This window comes from Nonlabens sp. Asnod2-A12, from assembly GCF_045063745.1.
Lineage (GTDB): Bacteria > Bacteroidota > Bacteroidia > Flavobacteriales > Flavobacteriaceae > Nonlabens > Nonlabens xylanidelens.
In genome coordinates, this window is the sequence record NZ_JBEFOB010000003.1 from 3,233,516 (window position 1) to 3,258,501 (window position 24,986).

General features: G+C 34.8%; 24 protein-coding genes. 13 read left to right on the top strand and 11 right to left on the bottom strand.

Translation table 11 applies throughout. The features are described from left to right. Positions 1–86: 86 nt before the first annotated feature. The 5 genes from secA to ACJJVJ_RS14740 form a co-directional block, all read right to left on the bottom strand. The gene (gene secA, locus ACJJVJ_RS14720) at positions 87–3,455 is read right to left on the bottom strand and encodes a preprotein translocase subunit SecA (protein WP_104516767.1); all 3,369 of its coding nucleotides are present in this window, start codon (positions 3,453–3,455) and stop codon (positions 87–89) included. 117 nt (positions 3,456–3,572) lie between these two features. Continuing rightward, positions 3,573–3,794: a DUF2795 domain-containing protein gene (locus ACJJVJ_RS14725; RefSeq protein WP_015360681.1), complete on the bottom strand. Its 222-nt coding sequence runs from the start codon at positions 3,792–3,794 to the stop codon at positions 3,573–3,575. 222 nt (positions 3,795–4,016) lie between these two features. Continuing rightward, the gene (locus ACJJVJ_RS14730; protein WP_104516787.1) at positions 4,017–4,589 is read right to left on the bottom strand and encodes a cob(I)yrinic acid a,c-diamide adenosyltransferase; all 573 of its coding nucleotides are present in this window, start codon (positions 4,587–4,589) and stop codon (positions 4,017–4,019) included. 236 nt (positions 4,590–4,825) lie between these two features. Beyond that, positions 4,826–5,389: a YceI family protein gene (locus ACJJVJ_RS14735; RefSeq protein ID WP_104516768.1), complete on the bottom strand. Its 564-nt coding sequence runs from the start codon at positions 5,387–5,389 to the stop codon at positions 4,826–4,828. Positions 5,390–5,447: 58 nt separating this feature from the next. Further along, complete coding sequence (locus tag ACJJVJ_RS14740) at positions 5,448–5,879, bottom strand: MarR family winged helix-turn-helix transcriptional regulator (protein ID WP_405371188.1); 432 nt, start codon at positions 5,877–5,879, stop codon at positions 5,448–5,450. A 179-nt stretch (positions 5,880–6,058) separates the two neighbouring features. Here ACJJVJ_RS14740 and ACJJVJ_RS14745 point away from each other — a divergent pair, with 179 nt between their 5' ends. Then, positions 6,059–6,646 (top strand): outer membrane beta-barrel protein, encoded by a 588-nt coding sequence (locus ACJJVJ_RS14745; RefSeq protein WP_405371190.1) that lies wholly within the window; start codon positions 6,059–6,061, stop codon positions 6,644–6,646. Positions 6,647–6,683: 37 nt separating this feature from the next. Here the strand turns inward: ACJJVJ_RS14745 and ACJJVJ_RS14750 are convergent, their stop codons facing one another. The 4 genes from ACJJVJ_RS14750 to ACJJVJ_RS14765 all read right to left on the bottom strand — a co-directional run bounded on the left by ACJJVJ_RS14750 (position 6,684) and on the right by ACJJVJ_RS14765 (position 10,505). Further along, on the bottom strand, positions 6,684–7,292 hold the full coding sequence (locus tag ACJJVJ_RS14750; protein WP_405371191.1) for a hypothetical protein: 609 nt from the start codon (positions 7,290–7,292) through the stop codon (positions 6,684–6,686). Between the two features lie 7 nt (positions 7,293–7,299). Continuing rightward, positions 7,300–7,794 (bottom strand): CIA30 family protein, encoded by a 495-nt coding sequence (locus ACJJVJ_RS14755; protein ID WP_405371193.1) that lies wholly within the window; start codon positions 7,792–7,794, stop codon positions 7,300–7,302. 246 nt (positions 7,795–8,040) lie between these two features. After that, positions 8,041–9,609: an ABC transporter substrate-binding protein gene (locus tag ACJJVJ_RS14760; protein WP_405371195.1), complete on the bottom strand. Its 1,569-nt coding sequence runs from the start codon at positions 9,607–9,609 to the stop codon at positions 8,041–8,043. A gap of 68 nt (positions 9,610–9,677) precedes the next feature. Further along, positions 9,678–10,505 carry a UDP-2,3-diacylglucosamine diphosphatase gene (locus tag ACJJVJ_RS14765; protein ID WP_405371197.1) on the bottom strand — a complete coding sequence of 276 codons (828 nt, stop codon included), beginning with the start codon at positions 10,503–10,505 and terminating at the stop codon, positions 9,678–9,680. 213 nt (positions 10,506–10,718) lie between these two features. Between ACJJVJ_RS14765 and ACJJVJ_RS14770 the strand changes: the two genes are divergently transcribed. Both ACJJVJ_RS14770 and ACJJVJ_RS14775 read left to right on the top strand, forming a co-directional pair. Next, positions 10,719–11,129: a DUF2141 domain-containing protein gene (locus tag ACJJVJ_RS14770; RefSeq protein ID WP_405371198.1), complete on the top strand. Its 411-nt coding sequence runs from the start codon at positions 10,719–10,721 to the stop codon at positions 11,127–11,129. A gap of 118 nt (positions 11,130–11,247) precedes the next feature. After that, the gene (locus ACJJVJ_RS14775) at positions 11,248–12,159 is read left to right on the top strand and encodes a TIGR01777 family oxidoreductase (protein WP_405371200.1); all 912 of its coding nucleotides are present in this window, start codon (positions 11,248–11,250) and stop codon (positions 12,157–12,159) included. A 9-nt stretch (positions 12,160–12,168) separates the two neighbouring features. Here ACJJVJ_RS14775 and ACJJVJ_RS14780 read toward each other — a convergent pair whose 3' ends face one another. Both ACJJVJ_RS14780 and ACJJVJ_RS14785 read right to left on the bottom strand, forming a co-directional pair. Next, positions 12,169–12,948, bottom strand: coding sequence for a hypothetical protein (locus ACJJVJ_RS14780; protein ID WP_405371202.1), 780 nt, complete (start codon positions 12,946–12,948; stop codon positions 12,169–12,171). Positions 12,949–13,049: 101 nt separating this feature from the next. Then, positions 13,050–13,715, bottom strand: coding sequence for a YceI family protein (locus ACJJVJ_RS14785; RefSeq protein WP_104516778.1), 666 nt, complete (start codon positions 13,713–13,715; stop codon positions 13,050–13,052). A 235-nt stretch (positions 13,716–13,950) separates the two neighbouring features. Here ACJJVJ_RS14785 and ACJJVJ_RS14790 point away from each other — a divergent pair, with 235 nt between their 5' ends. The 10 genes from ACJJVJ_RS14790 (at position 13,951) to ACJJVJ_RS14835 (ending at position 24,753) form a co-directional block, all read left to right on the top strand. Next, on the top strand, positions 13,951–14,493 hold the full coding sequence (locus ACJJVJ_RS14790; RefSeq protein WP_104516779.1) for a nucleotide exchange factor GrpE: 543 nt from the start codon (positions 13,951–13,953) through the stop codon (positions 14,491–14,493). Beyond that, complete coding sequence (dnaJ, locus tag ACJJVJ_RS14795; RefSeq protein ID WP_170034670.1) at positions 14,493–15,629, top strand: molecular chaperone DnaJ; 1,137 nt, start codon at positions 14,493–14,495, stop codon at positions 15,627–15,629. Before ACJJVJ_RS14790 ends, dnaJ begins: the two co-directional genes overlap by 1 nt. 279 nt (positions 15,630–15,908) lie before the next feature. Further along, positions 15,909–16,838: an ABC transporter ATP-binding protein gene (locus ACJJVJ_RS14800; RefSeq protein WP_104516781.1), complete on the top strand. Its 930-nt coding sequence runs from the start codon at positions 15,909–15,911 to the stop codon at positions 16,836–16,838. After that, the gene (locus ACJJVJ_RS14805; protein ID WP_405371205.1) at positions 16,831–18,126 is read left to right on the top strand and encodes an ABC transporter permease; all 1,296 of its coding nucleotides are present in this window, start codon (positions 16,831–16,833) and stop codon (positions 18,124–18,126) included. Before ACJJVJ_RS14800 ends, ACJJVJ_RS14805 begins: the two co-directional genes overlap by 8 nt. Then, positions 18,111–19,013 carry a mechanosensitive ion channel family protein gene (locus ACJJVJ_RS14810; protein WP_245890766.1) on the top strand — a complete coding sequence of 301 codons (903 nt, stop codon included), beginning with the start codon at positions 18,111–18,113 and terminating at the stop codon, positions 19,011–19,013. The genes ACJJVJ_RS14805 and ACJJVJ_RS14810 overlap by 16 nt, the downstream gene beginning before the upstream one ends. Then, positions 18,982–19,899, top strand: coding sequence for a DUF6268 family outer membrane beta-barrel protein (locus tag ACJJVJ_RS14815; RefSeq protein ID WP_405371206.1), 918 nt, complete (start codon positions 18,982–18,984; stop codon positions 19,897–19,899). The genes ACJJVJ_RS14810 and ACJJVJ_RS14815 overlap by 32 nt, the downstream gene beginning before the upstream one ends. A gap of 2 nt (positions 19,900–19,901) precedes the next feature. After that, the gene (locus tag ACJJVJ_RS14820; RefSeq protein WP_405371208.1) at positions 19,902–21,065 is read left to right on the top strand and encodes a sigma-54-dependent transcriptional regulator; all 1,164 of its coding nucleotides are present in this window, start codon (positions 19,902–19,904) and stop codon (positions 21,063–21,065) included. A 1-nt stretch (position 21,066) separates the two neighbouring features. Further along, a complete protein-coding gene (locus ACJJVJ_RS14825) occupies positions 21,067–21,945 on the top strand; it encodes a PPK2 family polyphosphate kinase (RefSeq protein WP_405371210.1) in 879 nt (292 codons plus the stop codon). Next, entirely contained in the window at positions 21,938–23,347 is a 1,410-nt protein-coding gene (locus tag ACJJVJ_RS14830) for a M20/M25/M40 family metallo-hydrolase (protein ID WP_405371212.1), read from the top strand. Before ACJJVJ_RS14825 ends, ACJJVJ_RS14830 begins: the two co-directional genes overlap by 8 nt. Positions 23,348–23,400: 53 nt before the next feature. Continuing rightward, positions 23,401–24,753 carry an MATE family efflux transporter gene (locus ACJJVJ_RS14835; protein ID WP_405371214.1) on the top strand — a complete coding sequence of 451 codons (1,353 nt, stop codon included), beginning with the start codon at positions 23,401–23,403 and terminating at the stop codon, positions 24,751–24,753. Positions 24,754–24,986: the final 233 nt, after the last annotated feature.

The following is a 24,986-nucleotide window of genomic DNA, read 5'->3' on the forward strand; positions in this document are numbered from 1 at the left end:
TCAGTTTTCTTTACATAAAAAATGCCTCACTTTTCAGTAAGGCATTTTTTTGTTCTCGCTTTCGCGAAAGCGGAAATATATTCTAACTATGCTTTTTTATCTAAAACCCATTGTCCAGAATTGATTAAAGGTAACGCAGCTTTGTACTTTGCTTCTTTAGTTTCTCCTGTCATCACGTTTTTGATAATCACCTTATCATTACGACCTATTTTAGGTTGGTCGCGAGTGATAGTTTCTGTTACTTGAGGACGTTGTTGCTGTTGACTAGCGCCAGCGCCTACGGCTCTAGCTTTTGCAGCCTGCTCGTCACTATTAAGAACTTCTTCTTTTTGCGTACTCGTCTTTTCTGCTTGTTTCTGTCTTGCCTCGCTTATTGCTGCCGCATCTCTAGATGGTAAATCACCTTTAAACATGAAACCTATTACGTCCTTATTCACTTTGTCAATCATTACTTTGAATAATTCAAAAGCTTCAAACTTATAGATAAGTAAAGGGTCTTTTTGCTCGTGAACAGCTAGTTGTACACTCTGCTTTAACTCGTCCATTTTACGTAGGTGTGTTTTCCACGCTTCGTCTATAATGGCTAGAGTAATGTTTTTCTCAAAGTCAGTTACTAAAGAACGTCCTTCAGAATCATATGCTTCTTGTAAATTAGTTGCAACATTAAGAGTTTTAATACCGTCTGTAAATGGAACAGCGATGCGCTCATAGTTGCGCTCGTCATTTTCCATTACGTTCTTAATAACAGGATATACCTCTGCAGCAGTGCGCTCCATTTTTTGCTTATAGTGTTCATAAGCAGCATAGTATATAATATCTGTTATGGTCTTATCATCTTTGGCAGCAAACTCTTCTTCTGTAATAGGGCTGCTCATTGAGAAATAACGGATTAATTCAAACTCAAAGTTTTTAAAGTCTTGAGCTTGTTTATTACCGTTAGTAATGTTCTCTGATATATCATAAATCATGTTTGCGATATCTACCGCAAGACGATCACCGAATAATGCATTGTGACGTCGCTTGTAAATTACTTCACGTTGCGCATTCATTACATCATCATACTCTAATAATCTTTTACGAACACCGAAGGCATTTTCTTCTACCTTAGATTGTGCACGTTCAATAGATTTAGAGATCATAGAATGCTGAATTACTTCACCTTCTTTCATTCCTAATCTATCCATAGTCTTTGCCATACGCTCAGAACCAAATAGTCTCATTAAGTTATCTTCTAGAGATACATAGAATTGAGAACTTCCTGGATCACCCTGACGACCTGCACGACCACGTAACTGTCTGTCTACACGACGAGAGTCATGACGCTCTGTACCTATAATGGCAAGACCACCAGCTGCTTTTACCTCGTCTGATAATTTAATATCTGTACCACGACCGGCCATGTTTGTTGCAATAGTTATCTGTCCTGGGTTACCAGCCTCTGCAACGATGTCTGCTTCACGTTTGTGCTGCTTTGCATTCAATACGTTATGATCTATTCCTGCTCTTTGTAGTGTTCTACTAAGAAGCTCTGAAATATCTACAGAAGTGGTACCTATAAGTACTGGACGTCCAGCTGCTTTAAGTTTAGTTACTTCTTCTATAACTGCACCGTACTTTTCACGTTTAGTTTTATAAACAAGATCTTGTCTGTCATCACGTGCGATAGGTCTGTTAGTAGGAATTTCTACTACATCTAGTTTATAGATTTCCCAGAATTCACCAGCTTCAGTTACCGCAGTACCAGTCATACCAGATAACTTTCTATACATACGGAAGTAATTCTGTAAGGTAATAGTGGCAAAGGTTTGAGTAGCATCTTGAATTTTTACATTTTCTTTTGCTTCAATAGCTTGGTGCAATCCGTCGCTATAACGACGTCCTTCCATAGCACGACCAGTTTGCTCATCTACAATTTTTATATCCTGACCTTGTACGATATACTCTGTATCTTTTTCAAAAAGAGTATAGGCTTTAAGTAATTGGTTAAGGGTGTGAATACGCTCTGACTTAACAGAGAATTCACGGAAAAGATCTTCTTTCTTCTCAGCTTCTTCCTCTGCAGATAGGCCTGCATTCTCGATACGGTTAATTTCCATACCTACTTCTGGCATAACGAAGAAGTCAGGCTGGTCTTCACCAGATAAGAATTCTATACCTTTATCGGTAAGTTCTACTTGGTTGTTTTTTTCATCTATAACAAAGTAAAGTGCCTCATCAACTTTAGGCATTTCACGGTTGTTATCTTGCATGTAGAAATTCTCTGTTTTTTGAAGTAACGTTTTGATACCTTCTTCACTTAAGAATTTAATTAATGCTTTGTTTTTAGGTAATCCACGGAATACACGTAGTAATTGTTTACCACCTTCTTTTGCATCGCCGTCTGCAATAAGCTTTTTAGCTTGTGCAAGAGTTTGTACCAGTTCTTTTCTCTGTACATTAACGATGTTATCTACAGGAGCTTTTAATACATCATATTCTTGACGGTCACCTTGTGGTACTGGTCCAGAAATAATTAATGGGGTACGAGCGTCGTCTATAAGAACAGAATCGGTCTCATCAATAATTGCGTAGTTGTGCTTGCGTTGTACTAGATCTTTAGTCGCATGCGCCATGTTATCACGCAGGTAATCAAAACCGAACTCGTTGTTAGTACCATAAGTAATATCTGCAAGGTATGCCTGACGTCTTTCTTCGGAATTAGGTTTGTGATAATCGATACAGTCTATAGTAAGACCATGGAATTCAAATAGAGGTCCTATCCATGCACCATCACGTTTTGCTAGGTAATCATTTACAGTAACTACGTGTACACCATTACCGGTAAGTGCGTTAAGGTAAACAGGTAAGGTAGCAACAAGTGTTTTACCTTCTCCAGTTTGCATTTCGGCAATTTTACCACTGTGTAAAGTTGCTCCACCTATTAATTGAACATCATAATGAATCATGTCCCATGTGATTGCTTTACCAGCCGCATCCCAAGAATTTTGCCATATAGCATGGTCGTTATCTAGGCTTACATAATCAACGGTACCAGATAATTCACGATCTCTAGCGGTAGCGGCAACTCTTAATTCAGAATTATGGAAGAAACGTTTTGCAGTTTCTTTAACTACAGCAAAAGCCTCTGGCATGATCTCGTTAAGAACGGCTTCAGTTTGCTCATAAGCTACATCTTGTAATTGATCTATTTCATTATAGATTTCTTCACGTTTATCGATGTCTTCTTCGTTCTCTGCAGTTTCTTTAAGTGATGCTATTTTAGATAGCGTGTCAGCCTTTGCAGCAGCAATCTTTTCTTTAAATTCTACTGTTTTGTGTCTTAATTCATCAATGGTAAGTTGCTCTAGAAGAGGCTCAAATTTGAGAATTTTGTTTACAATAGGCTGTAATTCTTTTATATCTTTCTTAGACTTATCGCCTACGAATACTTTTAAAACGGAATCTAATAGTCCCATGGTTTTTATTTATTTGATTTATAACAGTTTAAAAAATACAAACTGCTCGTGCTAATATCTGAAATTAAAGCAAAAAAAAAGCCTCTTTTGGAGACTTTTTATCCGATACTCTGATCGTTAGTATTCGTCCTCATTCCAGAGGTAATCGTCGTCTGTAGGATAATCTGGCCAGATCTCTTGAATAGACTCATATAAGTCACCTTCATCTTCAATGGCTTGTAAATTTTCCACTACCTCTAAAGGTGCTCCAGTACGAATTGCATAATCTATCAATTCATCTTTCTCTGCAGGCCAAGGCGCATCACTTAAATAAGATGCCAGTTCTAGTGTCCAATACATATTTTTACTCGTTAAGTTTTTTGCAAAAATAAACTTCTCGTCGATTTATGCAAGTTATTTTTACTTTGATTTCAAGATTTACAAGAGCGTCTAAGCTTTTGAAAATCAAAATGTTTGCTGAAAATGCTCATCAGTTGCCCCACATTGTTATTTTCTTTTATACAGATGTTACTGTTATCGCGACTTACGAGCGCTAGTTACAGTTTCTGAATAAAATGAAAATCAGTATTTATTTGGGATCCATTTTATCTCTTCGGCTTGTAAATCTTTAGACAATTTACGTGCCAATACAAATAGGTAGTCAGATAGTCGGTTGAGATATCTTAAAACTTGTGGGTCTATAGGTGTGATCTCATTAAGTTCTGACGCTAAGCGTTCTGCCCTACGACAAACAGTTCTTGTAATATGACAATATGACACAGATGGATGGCCGCCAGGAAGGATGAAATGAGTCATAGGTGGTAATTCCTTGTCCATATCGTCCATTTCGGTCTCTAACATGTTTATTTCTTCATCACTGATTTTTGAGATGTTAAGTCGGTCTTTGCCGTTTTTAAGCGTTTCCTTTTCTGGAGGAGTAGCAAGAATAGCACCTAGTGTAAATAAATGGTGTTGAATGAGGTTGATGATTTTACTGGTATGTACTGATATTTCTTGATCTCTTATAAGTCCCATCCATGAATTGAGCTCATCTACAGTACCGTAACTATCTATTCTTAAATTATGTTTAGGTACTCGTGTACCACCGAATAGTGCTGTAGTACCTTTGTCTCCTGTCTTAGTATATATTTTCATTGCGTCGTTTATAAAATCTCTTCTTATAATCTCGTTTCTTGTTGGATCTTTTAAAAGCATTGTTACTAGCAGTGCCTAAAAAATACAACACGGCCATTCCACTAATGAATAAAAACGGAATCATAATTTAGGTTAAACATCAAAGATAGGGAAGTGGTATTCTAAAAGAAAGGTAAGTGGTAAACAAAAAAAATCTCAAGATTGCTCTTGAGATTTATAATTACATAATCGTATTTTTAGTATTTCAAAGTGATATCTACTTCAAAATTATCATATATAAAGTTATCTCCTAAACCAGAGAAGAAACTTTTAGAACCATATTTTACGTCGTATTTACTGCGATCGATCACTATTTGTGTTGTAGCAGTGTCTTCTGTAGTAGTAAGATCAAAGGTGATGGGGTTTGTGATGCCTTTTACAGTTAAGTTAGCACTAACTTTATAAGGAGAGCTTGTGTTATCTACTTTGGTTATTTTTAAAGTAGCTGTTTCATGCGTTGCAGTGGAGAAGAAGTCATCACTTTTTAAGTGTCCTTCAAATTTAGCTTTAGTACCACCTGATAGGTCTGTAACTTCTATACTGCTCATATCTATAATAAATTCACCACCAGTAAGCTGTTTATTGTTAAACTCTAGTTGTCCAGATTTTAAGTCAATAGTACCACTATGGCTACCGGCAAATTTCTTACCTGTCCATACTGCTGTGCTGGTCTCAACGTTTACTGTTTTTACTTCTTTAGTGATTAAGCTAGTTCCTGCAACAACGGCAAGTATCATAGCTGATTTTAGGATAATGTTCATAGGTATTAAATTAATTGTTTATATGTTATTTGTTTATACAAGTATTAAGGTAAATGTTTTATATTTTTTCTAATTCATTAATTAAAGAGGTCATAGATTCTTCATTTAGACCTTTAGTTATTTCGGCTTCGGCATTGTTTACTTTATCATCTAGAATAGCTAGTACATCTAGTCCTTTCTTTGTGATAGTAAGTTCTATTTGTCTTCTATCATTAGGACATTGTATGCGATCTACATATTTTTTATCGACTAGTTTATCGATAACTCTTGTTGTATTTGAATTTGCGTGAATCATATCTTTACTCACGTCTTGTAAACTTGCAGCTTTCCCTTTGCGACCTCTCAGGATGCGCAATACGTTAAACTGTTGTAAAGTGATGCCTTGTTCCTTAACTGTAGAACTTATGGTCTCAGTGACTTTGGCTCCTTTCTTTATGATGGTAGTTATTAGCTTTCGCGAAAGCGGAACAGAAGAATCATCTATAATCATATTAGTTATTTACTATTGTATTAGTTGTTGGTACAAATGTATTTAAGAATAATTGATTTAAGTATATGAAAATGTTAAAGTTGATTTTACAAAAATGTCAAGAAATATTGCGTAATTTGATTATGACATTTACTCAATAATAAAGATGTTTACTGCGTTATAATTAAAACTAAACTACTATGAAGAAATTTTTAATGATTTGCTTATTACTTATCGGGACGATAGGTGTAGCACAAACAGATGACGGTTTTGGTATCAAAGCTGGATTAAACTATGGATCTACTGGAGATTTAAAAGAAAATGGAAGTACTATAATCGATAACCCAGATGAAAAGTTGGGATATCATATAGGTGTATTCGGTAAGCTAGATTTAGGGCCTATTTATTTAAGACCAGAAATACAATATACAAAATTGAGTAATGAATATAATGGAGTAACATTTGACTTACAGAAACTAGATGCTCCTATTTTAGTAGGGTTTAATGTTATAGGTCCACTACATGTATTTGCAGGTCCATCTTTACAGTATGTAGTTGATACAGATTTAGAAGACGTAGAACTAAGTGATGTGTCAGAAGATTTTACTGTAGGAGCCCAATTTGGTGTAGGAGTAAACCTAGGTAATCTAGGTATAGACGTGCGATATGAACGTGGTTTTAATGACAACGAGGTTTCTTTTATAAATAATAATATATCTATAGGAGGACCGGTAACCATAGATACTAGACCTGAGCAAATTATTGTTGCTTTAAGCTTTAAATTATAACTTAATTTATAATAAGAGTCTGTCTTAGGGCGGACTCTTATAAATTATTTATTTCTCTAGTTATATTATCTCTAGCTATAGATTCATAAAGGTTATAAAACTCGTCGGTTTTAAAGATGCGATCTTGTTCTAAGAAATGCTGCATCGCTTTTTTACGTGCAGGGTTGTAAATGAATTTAGGGTATATGCTGTATTCCTTTCTTACGTTTTCAGTATATAATTGATAAACGTTTTTTTTATGGCCTAATATGGCAAGGTCTATATCTATAAGTAGATTAGTGTCAGGATCTATTAAGCTGGTTGCATGATTCTTAGTGGCATTAATTTGATTTTTACAGAGCTCTACATGTTTAAAACCAGTTTTAGCAAGGTGCTTTTCAAGAACCAACGCACTTTGATACTCATTATCTTTTTTGGTAGATTTATAAATGATATCGTGATAAAAGACACTTAAAATTAATGCTTCATTGTTTAATGGAATGATACTCGATTGAGCTAATTCCTTGAGCATGAATTTTAAGTGATCTATATTGTGATAATATCTAGAAGTAGAGTTGTATTGATTTAAGAGAACATCATAACAGCTCTTTATATAATCTACATGTTCTGTATAATTATTAAAAGTGCTATAAAATAAATCTCTCAAACAGGTTTTATTTAAATTCTATCTTATCTATAAGAAGTTCAAAAGTTTCTTCTTCACCATTACCTATGAAAAGAGTTAACTCGTCAATCATGGTGTGATGAAAGTTTTCCATATTTAACTGACGGCCTCTGTAAGAAGGTATCATTTCATCTACTTCTAACTCTATAGTTTCCCACTCTCCAGTAGTAGGGAATGTGATAATATAAGAATGGTAGTCAGATTCTGTTTCTTTAAAACGTAACTGGTAATTTTTACCATCACCTTTGATTCTTAAGACAGCAATCGATGCGTCTCCTAATTTAGTGTCAGGACAGTCATATTTTGCAGAAGCAAAACCACCATCGTCTTTAAGAGTAACCTTACCACTGAAAACAGCATGACCTTCTTCATTAAGTTCAAAAGAACTTTTTGAAGTACCTCCCATTACCGTATCGTTTAAGACACTCCAGTTTTCTAAATCGCTTTTAGAATCAAAATCAAATAATACATTGTTGACCATCATAGGCGGAAAGATAAGGTATAGATTGCTTTACAGTTTCTTATTTTAAGCTCTTTTTTATCCATTATTATCTCTTTAGGTCTTGCTATCGGTAAGATTAAAGATTTTAAATGATTCAAAAGTAAATGTGTAGAAACACATTAAGGATACAAATATCTAAATTTGAATTGATTAGACCTTTATAGTTGTTATAACTTTATGAGATCAACTTATATGTGCGTTTTTTCCTATAGATTATGTAACTTATAATTATTTCTTTTTTACCCTAGTCAGATCGAGCATGTTCACGGCATTACTCTCTAAATTTTCTACATTCTTTGATATAAAACGTACACTTTGATCGTAATATAAGGGTACAATAGGCGCATTTTTAATAATTATACTATCCATTTTAATGTATAACTGTTTTCTAGTAGAAGCGCTTGCGGTAGATAACGCTTCTTTATATAAGGAGTCAAAAGTTTTATTTTTAAAATGGGTATAATTAGGACCGTTAGGAGCAAAATTACCAGAGTAAAAGAGCGATAAATAATTTTCGGCATCAGGGTAATCTGCAATCCAGCTGCTTCTAAAAATGTCTAATTGCCCAGCTTTTCTAGCTTCTCTTAATGTAGATGGTGTCATTACATCTACGGCAGTGTTGATACCTATTTTTTGTAATTCTTTTTGAATAAACTCACATAAATCTAGATAATTAGCTCCTGTGCTTATAGTTATAGAAGGAGACTGGTTACCAGATGCTGCTATGTATTCTTGTACTAGATTTCTAGCTTGCGTAGGGTTATAGGAGTAGCCTTTTACTATGCCACCACCAGGTATTCCTTTAGGTATAAAACCATGCACTGCTGGTGTACCTATGTTATTACGCAGGTATTTGATCATTTTTTTTCTGTCAAATCCCATATTAATTGCTCGGCGCAATTGCTGACTTTGTAATTCAGTAGTTTTAGAATCTATCTTTAAGCCTAAGTATTCGGTATTTAAAAAAGGAGCTTTTTTTAAATTTACGGTAGGAATGTATTTTTCTTTTAAATCACCACTAGTAGTTAACAATTCATCTTTGTAACTAGGGTCTATGGCATTTATAAAATCTAAGTTGCCTTGAGCAAATTCTAGAAATTCACTTTGCTTATCTGTTTTAAAAGTAATCGCAACGGCTTCTAAATAGGGTAGGGCATTACCGTCTATGTCTTTTTCATGATAATTGTTATTTCTACGCAATACCATCTTTACATTTTCTTGCCATTTTTTAAGATAAAAAGGTCCTGTGCCTATAGGTTGCTCTCTTAAATTAGAGCTTCCGTCTGGTACGACACTGCAATACTTCATGGTAAGCAAGCCTAAAAAAGCAGGGAATGGTTGCTTTAATTTAATTTCTAATTGCAATGGATCTAAAACATTGATTTCTGTGACATTTTTCATAACAAAGGCACCATTAGAAGCTAGCGCTGGGTCTGTTAATCGTTCTAGAGAATATTTAAAGTCTGTTGCTGTTACGGTTCTCGCTTTCGCGAAAGCGTCATTAAAATAAATACCTTCTTTAATATAGAATTTATAAGAAGTACCAGTACTATCAACTTCCCAGTGGCTAGCAAGATCGGGCACCACTTCTAGCTGATTATCTAGTTTTACTAAGCCATTATAAAGCAGGTTGCAAACCCATATATTACGTTGGTCCTTTGCAAAAGCTGGGTCTAGACTAGTCACATTTGCATGCTCATTATATCTAAATACGGTAGATGTATCTATCTTTTGTTCTTGATTCTGACAAGAAATCAAAGTAAAAAGGGAAAGTAAAACGAGCACATATCTATTCATAAGGTAAAGATATTAGATGCCTTATTTAAAAAATGAAAATAGTCGGTTTATTTAATAATATTCTATAATCAATGTGGAGAACTTATAGATGCGATAAGACTAGGCAGATTAATTTCTTCTATATCATCGACTTCTATAGATGATTCTTTTTTATGGTAAGGTGGATGGGTAAGGATTTGCCAGGTTCCATTATGGTATTCTAATGAAGTAAGGTTTTCTATCCAGTCACCGCTATTTAAATACAGTACTTTTCCTTTGTCATTATAAACCATTCTTTTTTGTGGTTGATGGATATGCCCACATATTACCGTATCATATCCATTTTCTATCGCAAGATCTGTAGCTGTCTTTTCAAAATTTGAAATAAATTTCACAGCACCTTTTACAGAGTTTTTGATCTTTTTAGATAATGAATACCTCTCTTTACCTAGCCGCAATAAAAACCAATTTATAAGCTGATTGAAAACTATTAGAAAATCATAACCATAACCGCCTAGTTTTGCTAGCCATTTACTGTGCTGTATACTGGCGTCAAATACATCTCCATGAAAAACCCAAGTTTTCTTACCGTCTAGATCTAGAATTACCTTATCCACTAGTGTAATATTACCGATTATGGTAGGAGAAAATTTGCGTAACATCTCATCATGATTACCAGTGATGTAGGTGATTTTAGTCCCTTTGCTGGCTAGTTTAATAATGTTCTTAATGACTTTAAGGTGTTCTTTAGGGAAATAACTTTTTCTAAACTGCCATATGTCTATAATATCTCCATTGAGAATTAAATGTGCTGGTTGTATGGATTTGAGATACTGATTAAGCTCTAACGCATGACAGCCATAAGTACCTAGATGTGAGTCAGAAATTACTACGAGTTCTACGGGACGTTTTTTCACAAAATCGGTTTATTCAAAATAAGCAGTTTTTTATTCCATTGGTTTTATCTCTATGTTATCATGTCATTAATTTAAAACTAAACTGTTGATACTATTGTTGGTATCCTCTTTTTACAATTGAGTAAGGAAATAATACAGTTGGGTTAATGCAATTATTCTCAACTAGAAAAGTGCTGCATATTTGTCCTGTCTAACAAATTAAAATACTTACTTATGAAAACTCTTTTTACTACTATTATCGTTTTATTATTTTCTATGGCTCTAAGTGCACAAGAGACTTTTACTTTAAAAGTTACTGTCGATAATGCAAAGAATGACCAAGGTACTATGGTTTACAGTCTAAGTACCGAAAACCAATTCATGAAAGCTGCCCCATTACAATCTGCAACCGTAGAAATTAAAGACGGTGTTGCTGTTGCGATATTTGAAAATATTCCAGCAGGAGAATATGCGGTTATGGTATTACATGATAAAAACGGTAATAATCAAATGGATTTTACAGATCAAGGAATGCCTAAGGAGGCTTATGGTATGAGTAATAACCCTATGAGTTACGGCCCACCTTCTTGGGATGATGCAAAAATTACTATAGAAAGTGATAAAGAAATTGCAGTTCGATTATAATATGCTTACACCTGACCCATCTACCTTTATTAAAGTACATTGGGTCAGGATTATTATTTGTTGTTAATTAATTTAAAACATAATGGTATCGCATTAGTTTGAGAATTAACTTCGTAGCATGGTTATACTTATTACAGGAGCAACTGGTCTAGTGGGTTCAAAAATATCAGAAGATTTATTGTCTCAAGGACATACGGTTCATTATTTAACTACCAGAAAGAGCGCCATAAGAAGCAGCGGTAATCATAAAGGCTTTTTATGGAATGTAAATGAGATGACTATAGATGCAAAGTGTCTAGCTGGTGTAGATGCTATCGTGCATCTAGCAGGTGAGACTGTTTTTCAAAAATGGACAGACGCAGCAAAAAAACGCATACTCAACAGTCGTATAGACAGCACTAACTTGCTTTTAAATTTACTTAAAGAGAATGAACATCAAGTAAAGCATGTAGTTACAGCTAGCGCTATAGGTATTTATCCAGATGATCAAGAAGGTAAAGCATTGAGAGAAGATGAGATACCACCTACGGCAACAAATTTCTTAGCAGATGTTTGTATCGCATGGGAAAAAATAGGAACTCAATTTAAAGAACTAGGCCTCACTCATGCCATCGTGCGCATAGGAATAGTACTTTCTGGCAAAGGTGGTGCGTTAGAGCAAATGTCTAAACCGGTTAAGTTTTATGCAGGATCAGGATTTGGGAACGGTAAAATGTGGCAAAGTTGGGTCGCTATAGACGATTTATCTGGTATTTTCATCCACATACTTAATCACGATCTAGAAGGCGTCTATAACGGTGTTGCTCCACATCCTGTAAGAAATAGACCTATGATGAATAGGATAGGAAAAGTGATGGGTAAACCAGTGTTTCTCCCTAACGTACCAGAATTTATAATGAAAGTAATGCTAGGTGAAATGTCTTCTATAGTTCTCGCTAGTCAGCATGCTAGTAGTTCAAGAATAGAAGAAAAAGGCTATTCTTTTAAATACCCAGAATTAGAAGCAGCTTTAAGGAGTTATTTAAAGTAAAGCAATAGCTTAACTATTAAATTGATCCCATTCCTTTTGCTTATTCTTTCTATTAGTTCTAACCATAAAAAATATTACTAGACCGAATAGTAATAAGAATATAGCAACACAAGCAAAGCCACCTAAAATTTCACCTATTTCATAAGCGGTAGTAGAAGAGTCGTCATCTTCATCACCAAAAATTAAATCAAAAGTGCCACACGCTGTATATTGATTTTTTAAAGCAAAATTTGGTTGTATCACTATACTATTAAAAAAATCTTCATCCACAGATCTGTCCTTAGTTTTTAAAGGTTGTGTAACACCTATCTGATAAAGAGTTTCTTTAATCTGGACTAATCGATAAGAATTCTGGATCATCTCTTCTCCGTCTTCATCCATTTCGTTATAGATATAATAAGCTTGGTATACGTCGTTCTCTACAACACGTTCGTCTTTGACCACTTTGATTTCCTCATCTTTGGTCCAGTCATTTAAGGTATTATCATAATAACTCTTTAACTCACGCCTGTTAGATAGACATATTCTCTCATCTATTCTAGCACGATGTACCATATAAACCACGTCATTCTCTCCATAACCGAACCAGTAGTGAGACTCAATTCCATCTTCACTCTCGGTAGTTTCAAAAAAATCAGACGGTAATTTTATAGTAAGAACAGAGTCTATCTCTACCTGCTCATAATCATATAACGTGTTGATTAAATCAGGATCCATAAACTCTACTTCTTGTGCAGTAGTAGTGATAAAGAAAAATATAGAAAGCGTGGAGAGTAAAAAGTTTTTCATGGAAAAAGTTGAGAGAGTAAAAATACCATCTTACCCATAAATAAAAAAGCCTTGCAATCTTAGATTGCAAGGCTTTTAAAATTAAGACTTTAAAAGAATAATTACTTAGTAGCAACTATGTTTAAAGTTAATGTAATATCATCAGATATTGCTTTGTTAGCAACTATATCAGTAAAGTTACTAGAGCCATACTGGATACCCCAGTCTGTTCTATCTATCGTAAAGTCTTCACTAGTAAGCATCATTTTATCACCATCATACTTTACAGTAACGTCAAAAGCGATTTTCTTAGTTACATCCTTAAGAGTAAGATTTCCTTCTAGAGTCGTATTGTTATCAGTCACTTTAAGACCTGTTACTACAAATTTTGCAGTAGGGTATTTAGGAGTATTAAAAAAGTCAGTTTCCTTTCCTTCTACAGTACCTTCTAAGTGTGCTTTTAAATTACCGGCAGCATCTCCTTCTAGGTCAGTCACCTCGATAGAAGTCATGTCTATAGTAAATTCACCACTCTCAACAACATCACCATTTACTTTAACCATACCGCTAGCAAGAGAAATGTTACCAGTATGATCTTCAGTAGGCTTAGAACCTATCCATGCGATGTTAGAAGCTTCAGTATCTACATTAAAAGTAACAGCCTCTACAGTTGCAACAGCAGCTTCTTCACTATCCATTGCTTCTACTTCGTTCTTACTTTCTTTACAAGCTACGGTAAAAGCAACAACTAGAGCCATACCTGCGATTTTCAATAAATTACGTTTCATTATTCTTATGTTTAATTGAATCACAAAACTAAATGTATAGACAAATAACATCGTTAAATCTATATTAATTATTCTCGGTGACATTTTGACACACAAATTTAAATGGCAACACTTTTGCCTTATCGCGTCTAGGTAGGTGAAAATTATTGTGGCTATCTCGCTTTCGCGAAAGCGTAACCCTTAAAAACACCTCGATAAAAAAGTGTTGAATTTATTTAAAATATATCGTCAGAAGATGGCAAAGAATAAAAACGAAAAAGACTTGAAAGATCAGGAAGCACCTGAGGTTGTGGAGCAAGAAGTAACTGAAGAGGTACAAGACGAGCGCAGCGATGTAGAAATTCTAGAAGATCAATTACAAGTAGAAAAAGAAAAATACCTACGTCTGTTTGCAGAGTTTGAGAACTTTAAAAGACGTACTGCAAAGGAGCGTATAGAATTATTTAAAACCGCAGGAGAAGGTGTCTTAAAAGACATGCTGCCAGTTTTAGACGATTTTGACAGAGCAATGGTAGAGATCAATAAATCTGAAGACGAGCAACTGACAAGTGGTGTAAAGTTAATTGCAAACAAATTAACTAATACCTTAAATAATAAAGGTCTAGAAGAATTTGACGTGAGAGCAGGAGATACCTTTAATGCAGACGTACACGAGGCAATTACTCAAATACCAGCACCTAGTGATGATATGAAAGGTAAAATAGTAGACGTGATTGAAAAAGGATATAAACTAGGAGACAAAATTATACGTTTTCCTAAAGTAGTTATAGGACAATAATTATGGCAGATTTCTACGACATATTAGATATTCAAAGAGGTGCAACAGCGGCAGAGATAAAGAAAGCTTATAGAAAAAAAGCAATTCAATACCACCCTGATAAAAACCCTGGAGATGACGCAGCAGAGGAGAACTTTAAAAAAGCTGCAGAGGCTTATGAAACTTTAAGTGATCCACAAAAAAAATCTCGTTATGACCAGTTAGGTCACCAGGCATATACTTCTGGAGGCGCAGGCGGTTTCGGCGGCGGTGGCGGTGCTGGAGGTTTTGACATGGACGATATTTTCAGTCAGTTCGGTGATATTTTCGGCGGCGGTGGCGGCGGCGGTTTTGGTGGTTTCGGCGGCGGTGGTCGTGGAGGCCAGCGCAGAGTAAAAGGAAAAGATTTACGTATACGTGTCTCTCTTACACTAGAAGAAGCTGCAAACGGTGTCGATAAAAAAGTTAAAGTAAAACGTAAAAAACAAGCTCCTGGAGTTTCTTATAAAACTTGTACTACCTGTAATGGTAGCGGTCAGGTTACTAGAATCCAAAACACTATACTAGGTCGCATGCAAACTGCTGCGCCATGTAATACATGTGGTGGTGCAGGACAAATCTTAAATAACAAACCAGCTGGAGCAGATGCTCAAGGAATGATAGCTACTGAAGAAACAGTAACTATTCAAATTCCTGCAGGTGTAGAGTCGGACATGCGTCTTAAAGTTTCTGGAAAAGGAAATGACGCACCAGGAAATGGAGTTAGTGGAGATTTACTTGTTGATATAGAAGTTAAACCACATGCAGAGTTACAGCGTGAGGGGAACAATCTTCATTATGATCTATATGTAAGTGTACCTGAAGCTGTTTTGGGAACTTCTAAAGAAATCCAGACAGTAACAGGAAAAGTACGCATACCGGTAGAAGCAGGAATACAGAGTGGTAAGATTTTAAGATTACGTGGTAAAGGAATGCCTAATCTTAATGGGTATGCTACCGGAGATTTGTTAGTACATGTAAATGTATGGACGCCTCGTAATTTAACTAAAGAGCAAAAAGAATTTTTTGAAAGCATGATGACAGATTCAAATTTTGATCCAGCTCCTGAAAAAGGAGATAAATCTTTCTTTGAAAAAGTGAAAGACATGTTTTCTTAAAGAAAACTTAATGAATTAGAAAAAATAGTATATATTTATGCCAACGAATGGTCAACCAACCATTTGTTATTTTTCTTTTTCATAGCAATTTTTCCCACCTCCCTATTTTTAGGGAGGTGGGTTTTTTTATGACCTTTTGTAATTAATAGGGTTTTAAATTATAGAATCTACATATTTACATGATCTACATGTTTTTTTTAACTCGCATTCCTATTAATTTATTCTAAATCTTTAGCAATACCATATCGTTCTTGTTAATTTAGCGCAATTAATAGATAGATGGTAAACGCATTAGAAGCAATACATATAAAAAAGGTATATGGGGATTATACAGCATTAAATGATGTATCTATCTCAGTACCCAAAGGGAGTGTTTATGGTTTGTTAGGACCTAATGGTGCTGGTAAAACCTCACTTATAAGAATCATAAATCAAATTACAATGCCAGACGAAGGGAAGATCCTTCTTAATGGCGAGCAATTAAAACCTAATCATATAGAAGATATAGGGTACATGCCAGAAGAGCGTGGGCTTTATAAATCTATGAAGGTAGGTGAGCAGTGCATTTATCTAGCCAGGCTTAAAGGTCTGTCAAGAGCAGAGGCAAAAGATAGACTGACATACTGGTTTGACAGATTAGGTATAGAAGGCTGGTGGAATAAAAAACTAGAAGAACTTTCTAAAGGAATGGCGCAAAAGGTACAATTTATTGTTACTGTCATGCACGAGCCTAGTTTATTGATTTTTGATGAGCCATTTTCTGGTTTTGACCCAGTAAATGCAAATCTTATTAAAGACGAAATTTTAAAATTAAGAGATGATGGGGCAACTATCATTTTTTCTACTCACCGTATGGAAAGTGTAGAAGAAATGTGTGACCATATAGCACTTATTAATAAATCTAACCTTGTTTTACAAGGCAAGCTAAGCGATGTAAAACAGCGCTATAGAGATCGCAAATATGCGGTGTCTTTAATTTGTCAAAATAATGACGTTGCTTTTCAACAAATACCGGTAGAATTTAATGCGCAACCTATAGTTTTATCTGGATTAGATAATACGCTAGATGTTCAAATTCAAATACCTACTCATATAGATGTACCTAGTGCATTAAATCGATTAACACAATTAGGAGAATTAACCCATTTTAGTGAGGTAATTCCTAGCGTTAATGATATCTTCATTCAAACTGTACAGCAACATGGATAAATTGTGGCTCATTATTAAAAGAGAATACCTTAATAAAGTAAGAAATAGAACGTTTATTATCATGACTTTTGTAAGTCCGTTAATATTTGTGGGTGTTGCTTTATTGATAGGATTGTTAACAAGTATAAATTCTGATACGAGTAGAAAAATTGCCATCTTAGATCAAACAGAAGATAATTATATTTCATTATTTGAATCAAATAACCGCAACGAGTATATTAAACTTAATGGTATTTCTAAAGAAGCTGCGATAACTGCAAGTAAAGAAGCAGATTACTATGGTTTGATATTAATAGAAGCGCAAAAAGGACAATTAACTGACCTAAGTTTCTACTCGGACGACTCTCCATCTCAAGGTTTTTTAGAATCTATTGAAGATAAAATTAATAAAGAGGCTACCGCTAATAATCTGAAAGATGCTGGTATTGATATTAATGTGATCAATAGTCGTAAAGTAACTAAGGAGATTCAAGTACAAAATTTTACAGGAGAAAAGACCAGTAAAATGTCTGGCTGGATTAAAATAGCTGCAGGTGGTATCGCTGGTTATTTGTTAATGATGTTCATTATCATCTATGGTAATATGGTGATGCGATCTGTGATAGAAGAAAAAACAAATCGTATTATTGAGATTATAGTAAGTAGTGTGAAACCTATCTATCTTATGATAGGTAAAATAACAGGAACTTCTTTAGCTGGTATCACCCAATTTATAATTTGGGTAATAGTAGGTTTTATATTAATGATAGTTGCGACCACCTTTTTTGGAGTAGACGCATTTTCTACACCTGCAAATGCAGACATGCTTGCACAAGCACAAGATCCTAATAAGTTTCAGTTAATTGCAAATGACATTGTACAACTGCCTATTCTCAAAATATTGATTTGTTTCTTTATCTACTTTATGGGAGGTTACTTTTTATATGCATCTATTTATACAGCGATAGGAGCCGCTGTAGATAATGAAACAGATACACAGCAGTTTATGTTGCCGGTAATTTTACCATTAATGTTAGCCATTTACGTAGGTTTCTTTTCAGTCATGGATAATCCTCATGGTACTGTGGCAGTAATATTTTCATACATTCCATTAACCTCACCTATAGTGATGTTAATGAGAATACCTTTTGGCGAGATCGCGTGGTGGGAAATAGTATTAAGTATGTTGTTGTTATACATAAGTATAATAGGTGTAGCGATGCTAGCTGCAAAAATTTATAGAATAGGAATTTTAATGTACGGTAAAAAGACAAATTGGAAAGAGCTGTATAAATGGCTGCGATACTAATTATGAGTTTGAATTGGGATAAGATACAGGAGTTTCTCACTTATGAGATTATATCATCAGGTAAGAATGGAGGTTTTCATTTAAATACCTGGATGCTTATTCTTGCTGTATTAGCCATTTTAGTAACCACACTAATATTGAGAGGTATTAGAAAAGTAGTTACACGCAAGATGGATATTCCAGATAAACTTAAATTTGAGAGTGCCTTTAAATTCTTTAATTACATTGTTTATATAATTGTAATTATATCAGTCTTGCATTCTAGTGGTGTAAACCTGACAGGGCTTTTAACAGCTAGTGCCGCCTTATTTGTAGGTTTAGGTTTTGCACTGCAAGATCTGTTTAAAGATATAATTGCTGGGGTAACTATTTTAACAGATAGGTCTGTTCTAGTAAATGACGTTATTGAAATTAATAACAAAGTTGGTCGTGTCTTTGAGGTAAAATTAAGGAGTACGAGAATAATTACTCGTGACGATAAAATATTGATTATACCTAATCATCTTTTTATGTCAGAAATAGTTTATAATTATACTCAAAACCATCCTAAAACCAGAGAGCAAGTAAATGTGGGTGTTGCTTATGGTAGTGATACCAGATTAATAGAAAAATTACTTATAGAATGTGTCAGTAATCAAAAAGGAGTGCTGCAAAGTCCCGAGCCATTTGTCATGTTCAATGAATTTGGCGACAGTTCATTAAATTTTGCGGTTTATTTTTTTGTAAAAGATGCTTTTACAGAGCCTCGTATTAAAAGTGCTATACGATTTGATATAGATAAAGCGTTCAGAGCAAACAACGTGAGTATTCCTTTCCCACAAAGAGATATTCATATTATAAATAAATCTTCAATAAATGAAGAATCTAACAATAGGAAAAATGACTAGATTAAATAAGATTATTAGAACTAGTTGTATAGTATTTTGTGTTTTCGCTTTCGCGAAAGCGTACTCACAAGGAACAGATCTTTTTAGAGCAGAGTACACATACTTTCCTCAGAGTAATTCTGATAACAGTTTTAGAAGATTCAGGACTTTTGTAAATGTACCACTCAAAGTAGGAGAGGCTAGTTATCTCGTTCCTTACCTAGAATACCGAAACGTAGAATATTTAGTTAAAGATAATTTTAGAGCCACAGATTTTGGTTCTGATAGATACGAGAGTTTTCAAGTGGCGCTGGGCTATACATTTCCTATGAAAAATAACTGGCGTTTTGGATCTAGAACCGGTGTTCTAGTAGCATCAAATTTTGATGAGGGAAAAGCACGTAGCGACGACTACTTTTTTGTAGGTAGTGTTTACTTTATCAAAAATGAGAAGAAAAGAGAAGATGGTGGTAAACCATGGCAACTAGTAGTAGGAGTGCAGTATTCGACCACAGCAGGTAGGCCATTCCCATTACCGTATCTTAATTATTATAGAGAGCTTAATGAAAACTGGAGTTTTACATTAGGTGCTCCTAAGATGAATCTTAAATACAGATTTAATGAAAAAAATGATGTCCAGTTATATGCACGTCTAGATGGTTTTTATGCAAATATTCAAAACGACCAGCCTACAACTAGAGGTGTTGCAGAAGATGTTTCTATGACTGTAGCGATGTTCGGTCCTGGATATCAACATAATTTTACTAAGCATATTTCGGCTTATATTTATACAGGTTACACATTTATCAATGACATAAGATTAAGAGATGATAATGGTGATGACGTGGTAACACTTAATGAAACTAATACTTTTTATTCTAGAATAGGAATAAAGTTTAAAATATAATAATGGCAAATATTCTCCTTATAGAAGATGAAGGCGCGATACGTCGCGTTTTAAGTAAAATATTATCTGAAGAAAGTAAAGATTACAATGTAGTAGAGGCAGTAGATGGTCTAGAAGGTATAGAGTTGATAAAGGATAATGATTATGATCTTGTTCTTTGTGACATAAAAATGCCTAAAATGGATGGTGTAGAGGTTCTAGAGGCTGTTAAGAAAATAAAGCCAGAAATCCCTATCGTCATGATCTCAGGACATGGAGATCTAGATACGGCAGTAAATACGATGCGTTTAGGAGCTTTTGATTACATTTCAAAGCCGCCAGATTTAAATAGGCTTTTAAACACGGTACGCAATGCGCTAGATAATAAAAAGCTAGTTGTAGAGAATAAACGTCTCAAGAAAAAAGTAAGTAAAAACTATGAGATGATAGGAGAAAGCGAGTTAATCGTTATTATCAAAAATATCATTGAAAAAGTAGCGCCTACAGATGCAAGAGTTTTAATAACTGGAGAAAACGGAACAGGTAAAGAACTTGTTGCCCACTGGTTACATGAAAAAAGCGACCGTTCAAAAGGTCCTTTTATAGAAGTAAATTGTGCAGCTATACCTAGCGAGTTAATAGAAAGCGAGTTATTCGGTCATGTAAAGGGTAGCTTTACTGGTGCAAATAAAGACCGAGCAGGAAAATTTGAAGCAGCAAACGGTGGTACTATTTTTCTAGATGAAATAGGGGACATGAGTGCCAAAGCGCAAGCCAAAGTATTAAGGGCTTTGCAAGAAAATAAAATACAACGTGTAGGTAGTGATAAGGATATAAAGGTAGATGTAAGAATTCTTGCAGCGACTAACAAAGACCTTAAACAAGAGATAGAGGATAAAAAATTCAGAGAAGATTTATATCATAGACTAGCAGTAATATTAATTAATGTACCTGCTCTTAATGATAGACGTGATGATATACCGTTGCTCATTAATCATTTTGCAGCAAAAATTGCCAAAGAGCAAGGTAATGCAGCAAAGAAATTTGAGAACAAAGCATTTAAATTATTACAAGAATACGATTGGACAGGTAATATACGAGAGTTGCGCAACGTTGTAGAACGACTCATTATATTAGGTGGTGAAGAAATAAGCGAGTCCGACGTAAAACTTTTTGCAAGTAAATAATATGTATAAAATTCATTCAGAAGAATTCAAGGCATCTACAAAGTTGCAGCTTAAAGAACATTCTACGTTACCTAAGGAGGTGCTTTCAAAAAAAGAAGCAAAAAAGGAACTAGAAAAAGTAAGAAGAGAACTTGCAGATTTTCAGGCGAGACTCTATGCTCATGATAAACATGCAGTACTGGTGTGTTTTCAAGGTATGGATACCTCTGGTAAAGACAGTCTGGTAAGAGAGGTGTTTAAAGATTTTAATGTAAGAGGTGTTGTACAACACAGTTTTAAAGTCCCTACAGATTTAGAATTATCTCACGGTTATCTGTGGAGACACTATATAGCGCTACCTTCTAAGGGGCATTTTGGGATTTTTAATAGAACTCATTATGAAAATGTCTTAGTTACTCGTGTACATCCAGAATATCTCATGGCAGAGAATTTACCTGATTTTAATGGTCCAGAAGATGCTACAGAAGACTTTTGGCAAATGCGTTACAATCAGATCAATAATTTTGAAAAGGAACTAACTCAAAACGGGACCTTTATCTTTAAGTTTTTCCTTAATTTAAGTGAAGAAGAACAAAAGAGACGCTTGTTAAGAAGATTGAGAACACCAGAAAAGAATTGGAAATTCTCAAAAGACGACCTTAAAGAACGTAAACTGTGGGATAAATATATGTACTGTTATGAACAGGCTATTAGACACACGCATACAGACGTTGCTCCATGGCACATTATCCCTGCAGACGATAAACCTATGGCTAGATTATTGGTCGCAAAAATACTGGTGGATGCTCTTTCTCAAAAAGAGTACATTCAGCCACCTCAAATAGATGATGAGGTTTCAGGAAATATTAAAAAATACATTGAAGAGCTAGAAAATGAATAAACTACATACTATTGGATTCTTTATTTTGTTGTGTTCCGCTTTCGCGAAAGCGCAACTAGTACAAACATCTCAAGCAGATTCATTAATGCTTAAGAGTATTTATGACTACAGTCTTACAGAGTCCAAAAGTTATGAGTGGTTAGATTATCTTTCTAATAATATAGGAGGAAGATTATCCGGTTCCATACAAGCTCAAAGAGCTGTTGAGTATACAGAAAAGGAAATAGCAAAATTTGCTTCTCGTACAGAATTACAATCTGTAATGGTACCTAAATGGACACGAGGCACTCCAGAATTTGCATACATACAATTAAATGATTTTTCAACTATTAATGTTAATGTGTGTGCGTTAGGTGGTTCTATTCCCACTAGAGAGGCTGGTATAAAGGCTGGAGTGGTAGAGGTTACTTCTTTAGAGCAATTAGCCCAAATAGGGAGAAAAGAAATAGAAGGTAAAATAGTGTTCTATAACAGACCTATGGATCCTACAAAAATTCAAACTTTTGAGGCATACGGTGGCTGTGTAGATCAACGATACAGTGGTGCAGAAGAAGCTGGTAAATACGGTGCTGTAGGTGTCATAGTTAGATCAATGAATTTGAGACTGGACGATTACCCACATACAGGTTCAATGAGTTATGGAGACCTAGATGTAGAGAATTATATTCCGGCTGCAGCAATAAGTACAAACGACGCTGAAAAGTTGCATACTTACTTGTCTCTAGATAAGAATCTTCAGTTTTTCTTAAAACAAGACTGCACAGTTTGGGGTGATGTAGAAAGTTATAACGTAATAGGAGAGATTAAGGGAACTAAGTACCCTAATGAAGTAATTATAGTAGGTGGTCATTTAGATTCTTGGGACTTAGGTGATGGTAGTCATGATGACGGTGCTGGTGTAGTGCAATCTATGCAGGTTTTAGAAACATTGAAAAAATTAGATTACCAGCCCTTGAGAACAATAAGAGTCGTGTTATTCATGAATGAAGAAAATGGATTAAAAGGAGCTCGTGAATATGCAAAACAAGCAAAGGCAAAAAACGAAAATCATATTTTTGCTTTAGAAAGTGATGCAGGTGGTTTTTCGCCTAGAGGTTTTAGCTTTGATGCGACAGAGGATCAAATGAAGGTCGTTCATTCATGGAGAAAGCTTTTCAAACCTTACCTAATTCATTACTTTGAAAAAGGAGGTAGTGGTGCAGATGTAGGTCCACTAAAAGATAGTGGTACAGTACTAGCTGGTCTACGCCCTGATTCTCAAAGATATTTTGATTTTCATCATGCGGCAAATGATACTTTTGATGCGGTTAATAAAAGAGAATTAGAATTAGGGGCAGCTACAATGACTAGCTTAATTTATCTTTTTGACCAGTATGGAGTGGTTGATAATAGCATGGATTAGATGGTTGTATAGATCTTGAATCTCACTACTTTTGCGCCTCTTTACAATTCAAGATGGCACTAAAAGATTATACAAGAGAATTTTCTGCAAACTTAAAAATAGCTGTACCGATTATGGTAGGGCAAATAGCGCATTTATTAGTAGCGCTCGCAGATAACGTTATGGTAGGTAAGTTGGGTAAGGCACAACTTGCGGCTGTATCTTTAGGGAATACATTAATTTTCATAGCGCTTTCTATAGGTATCGGTTTTTCATTTGCGATAACCCCACTTGTTTCAGAAGCAGATGCTAAAAAGGATATAGGTAGAATAGGCTCAATTTTTAAGCAAGGTTTTATATTATGTACGATAATAGGTGTGCTATTGACTTTTGTGGTTCTTCTTTGTGAGCCTATTTTGTCTATGTTAGATCAACCTAAAGAAGTTGTGGAATTGGCTATCCCTTATATGAGATGGGTTGCGTTGTCTTTGATTCCGTTAATGATGTTTCAGGCTATCAAGCAATTTATTGATGGCTTATCAAAAACGGTCTACTCCATGACAGCTTCTATAATAGCTAATCTGATAAATGTATTTTTGAATTTTTTGTTTATATATGGAGAGTTCGGTTTTCCAAGATTAGAGGTAGAAGGTGCAGGGATTGGAACGTTTATCTCTAGAATAGTAATGGTGTTGATAGTTCTAGCATTCTTGTTAACTAAAAAGGAATTGAAACAATACCTCGTTTTCGTAAAGGTCAAATCTACAGGTATTACTACAAAATTGTTGAACCTAGGTTTTCCTACTGCTCTGCAAATGTTTTTTGAAGTAGGCTTGTTTACAGCTGCGATTATTTTATCTGGATTGCTTGGGACTAGTAGTCAGGCTGCAAATCAAATAGCATTGAATCTATCAGCATTAACTTTTATGGTTGGAGTAGGATTAGGTGTGACGGCTACTATTAGAGTCGGTAATCAAAAAGGATTGAATCAATTTGACGAGTTGAAAAGGATTGTCAAGTCTATATTTTTGTTGACCCTTATTGTTGAACTGTTTTTTGCATTGTGCTTCATTTTATTCAGAAATCAACTTCCGTATTTATATATCGATGACTGGGAGGTTGTGCAACTAGCAGCAGGAGCTCTTTTAATAGCTGCCTTTTTTCAACTTAGTGATGGTTTTCAAGTCGTAATGTTAGGTGCACTAAGAGGACTACAAGATGTCTGGATTCCTAGTCTTATATGTTTCGTGTCTTATTGGGTGATTGGTTTACCTATATCATATGTACTAAGTAAGTATATTGATTTAGGCTTGCAAGGGATTTGGATAGGATTATTAACAGGTTTAACTCTTTCATTTGGATTAATGTATTATCGATATAAATATTTGTTGGCTTCTCCTCGAGATGAAGATAATGTCATTTTATAAGGGTTTTCTAACTGAGGTAATGTTTCTTTAATTTTAATATATTGTAAGATGTTGTTTAGTAAAGGATTAATTAATTTCTTTGTTTTTATTTCGATTTTCTTAATAGAAAGTTAGGAATTTAAACAAAAGGGGTTGTATATTTGCAGCCGCTTAGGAAAACAGCTAAATGTTTAACGAGGCAAATGTTCTTCAGATAGGTTAAAAGATCAGTTAGTGAGTCGTGAAGATTTGCA

What these genes read in the sequence shown, in the direction of transcription:
- ACJJVJ_RS14830 (WP_405371212.1), top strand. Translation starts at nt 21,938, where the DNA reads ATGAATAAACTACATACTATTGGATTCTTTATTTTGTTGTGTTCCGCT.
- ACJJVJ_RS14805 (WP_405371205.1), top strand. Translation starts at nt 16,831, where the DNA reads ATGGATAAATTGTGGCTCATTATTAAAAGAGAATACCTTAATAAAGTA.
- ACJJVJ_RS14825 (WP_405371210.1), top strand. Translation starts at nt 21,067, where the DNA reads ATGTATAAAATTCATTCAGAAGAATTCAAGGCATCTACAAAGTTGCAG.
- ACJJVJ_RS14775 (WP_405371200.1), top strand. Translation starts at nt 11,248, where the DNA reads ATGGTTATACTTATTACAGGAGCAACTGGTCTAGTGGGTTCAAAAATA.
- ACJJVJ_RS14815 (WP_405371206.1), top strand. Translation starts at nt 18,982, where the DNA reads ATGAAGAATCTAACAATAGGAAAAATGACTAGATTAAATAAGATTATT.
- ACJJVJ_RS14770 (WP_405371198.1), top strand. Translation starts at nt 10,719, where the DNA reads ATGAAAACTCTTTTTACTACTATTATCGTTTTATTATTTTCTATGGCT.
- ACJJVJ_RS14735 (WP_104516768.1), bottom strand. Translation starts at nt 5,389, where the DNA reads ATGAACATTATCCTAAAATCAGCTATGATACTTGCCGTTGTTGCAGGA.
- ACJJVJ_RS14785 (WP_104516778.1), bottom strand. Translation starts at nt 13,715, where the DNA reads ATGAAACGTAATTTATTGAAAATCGCAGGTATGGCTCTAGTTGTTGCT.
- ACJJVJ_RS14730 (WP_104516787.1), bottom strand. Translation starts at nt 4,589, where the DNA reads ATGAAAATATATACTAAGACAGGAGACAAAGGTACTACAGCACTATTC.
- ACJJVJ_RS14725 (WP_015360681.1), bottom strand. Translation starts at nt 3,794, where the DNA reads ATGTATTGGACACTAGAACTGGCATCTTATTTAAGTGATGCGCCTTGG.
- ACJJVJ_RS14800 (WP_104516781.1), top strand. Translation starts at nt 15,909, where the DNA reads ATGGTAAACGCATTAGAAGCAATACATATAAAAAAGGTATATGGGGAT.
- ACJJVJ_RS14820 (WP_405371208.1), top strand. Translation starts at nt 19,902, where the DNA reads ATGGCAAATATTCTCCTTATAGAAGATGAAGGCGCGATACGTCGCGTT.
- ACJJVJ_RS14835 (WP_405371214.1), top strand. Translation starts at nt 23,401, where the DNA reads ATGGCACTAAAAGATTATACAAGAGAATTTTCTGCAAACTTAAAAATA.
- ACJJVJ_RS14740 (WP_405371188.1), bottom strand. Translation starts at nt 5,879, where the DNA reads ATGATTATAGATGATTCTTCTGTTCCGCTTTCGCGAAAGCTAATAACT.
- ACJJVJ_RS14790 (WP_104516779.1), top strand. Translation starts at nt 13,951, where the DNA reads ATGGCAAAGAATAAAAACGAAAAAGACTTGAAAGATCAGGAAGCACCT.
- secA (WP_104516767.1), bottom strand. Translation starts at nt 3,455, where the DNA reads ATGGGACTATTAGATTCCGTTTTAAAAGTATTCGTAGGCGATAAGTCT.
- ACJJVJ_RS14745 (WP_405371190.1), top strand. Translation starts at nt 6,059, where the DNA reads ATGAAGAAATTTTTAATGATTTGCTTATTACTTATCGGGACGATAGGT.
- ACJJVJ_RS14755 (WP_405371193.1), bottom strand. Translation starts at nt 7,794, where the DNA reads ATGATGGTCAACAATGTATTATTTGATTTTGATTCTAAAAGCGATTTA.
- ACJJVJ_RS14810 (WP_245890766.1), top strand. Translation starts at nt 18,111, where the DNA reads ATGGCTGCGATACTAATTATGAGTTTGAATTGGGATAAGATACAGGAG.
- ACJJVJ_RS14780 (WP_405371202.1), bottom strand. Translation starts at nt 12,948, where the DNA reads ATGAAAAACTTTTTACTCTCCACGCTTTCTATATTTTTCTTTATCACT.
- ACJJVJ_RS14760 (WP_405371195.1), bottom strand. Translation starts at nt 9,609, where the DNA reads ATGAATAGATATGTGCTCGTTTTACTTTCCCTTTTTACTTTGATTTCT.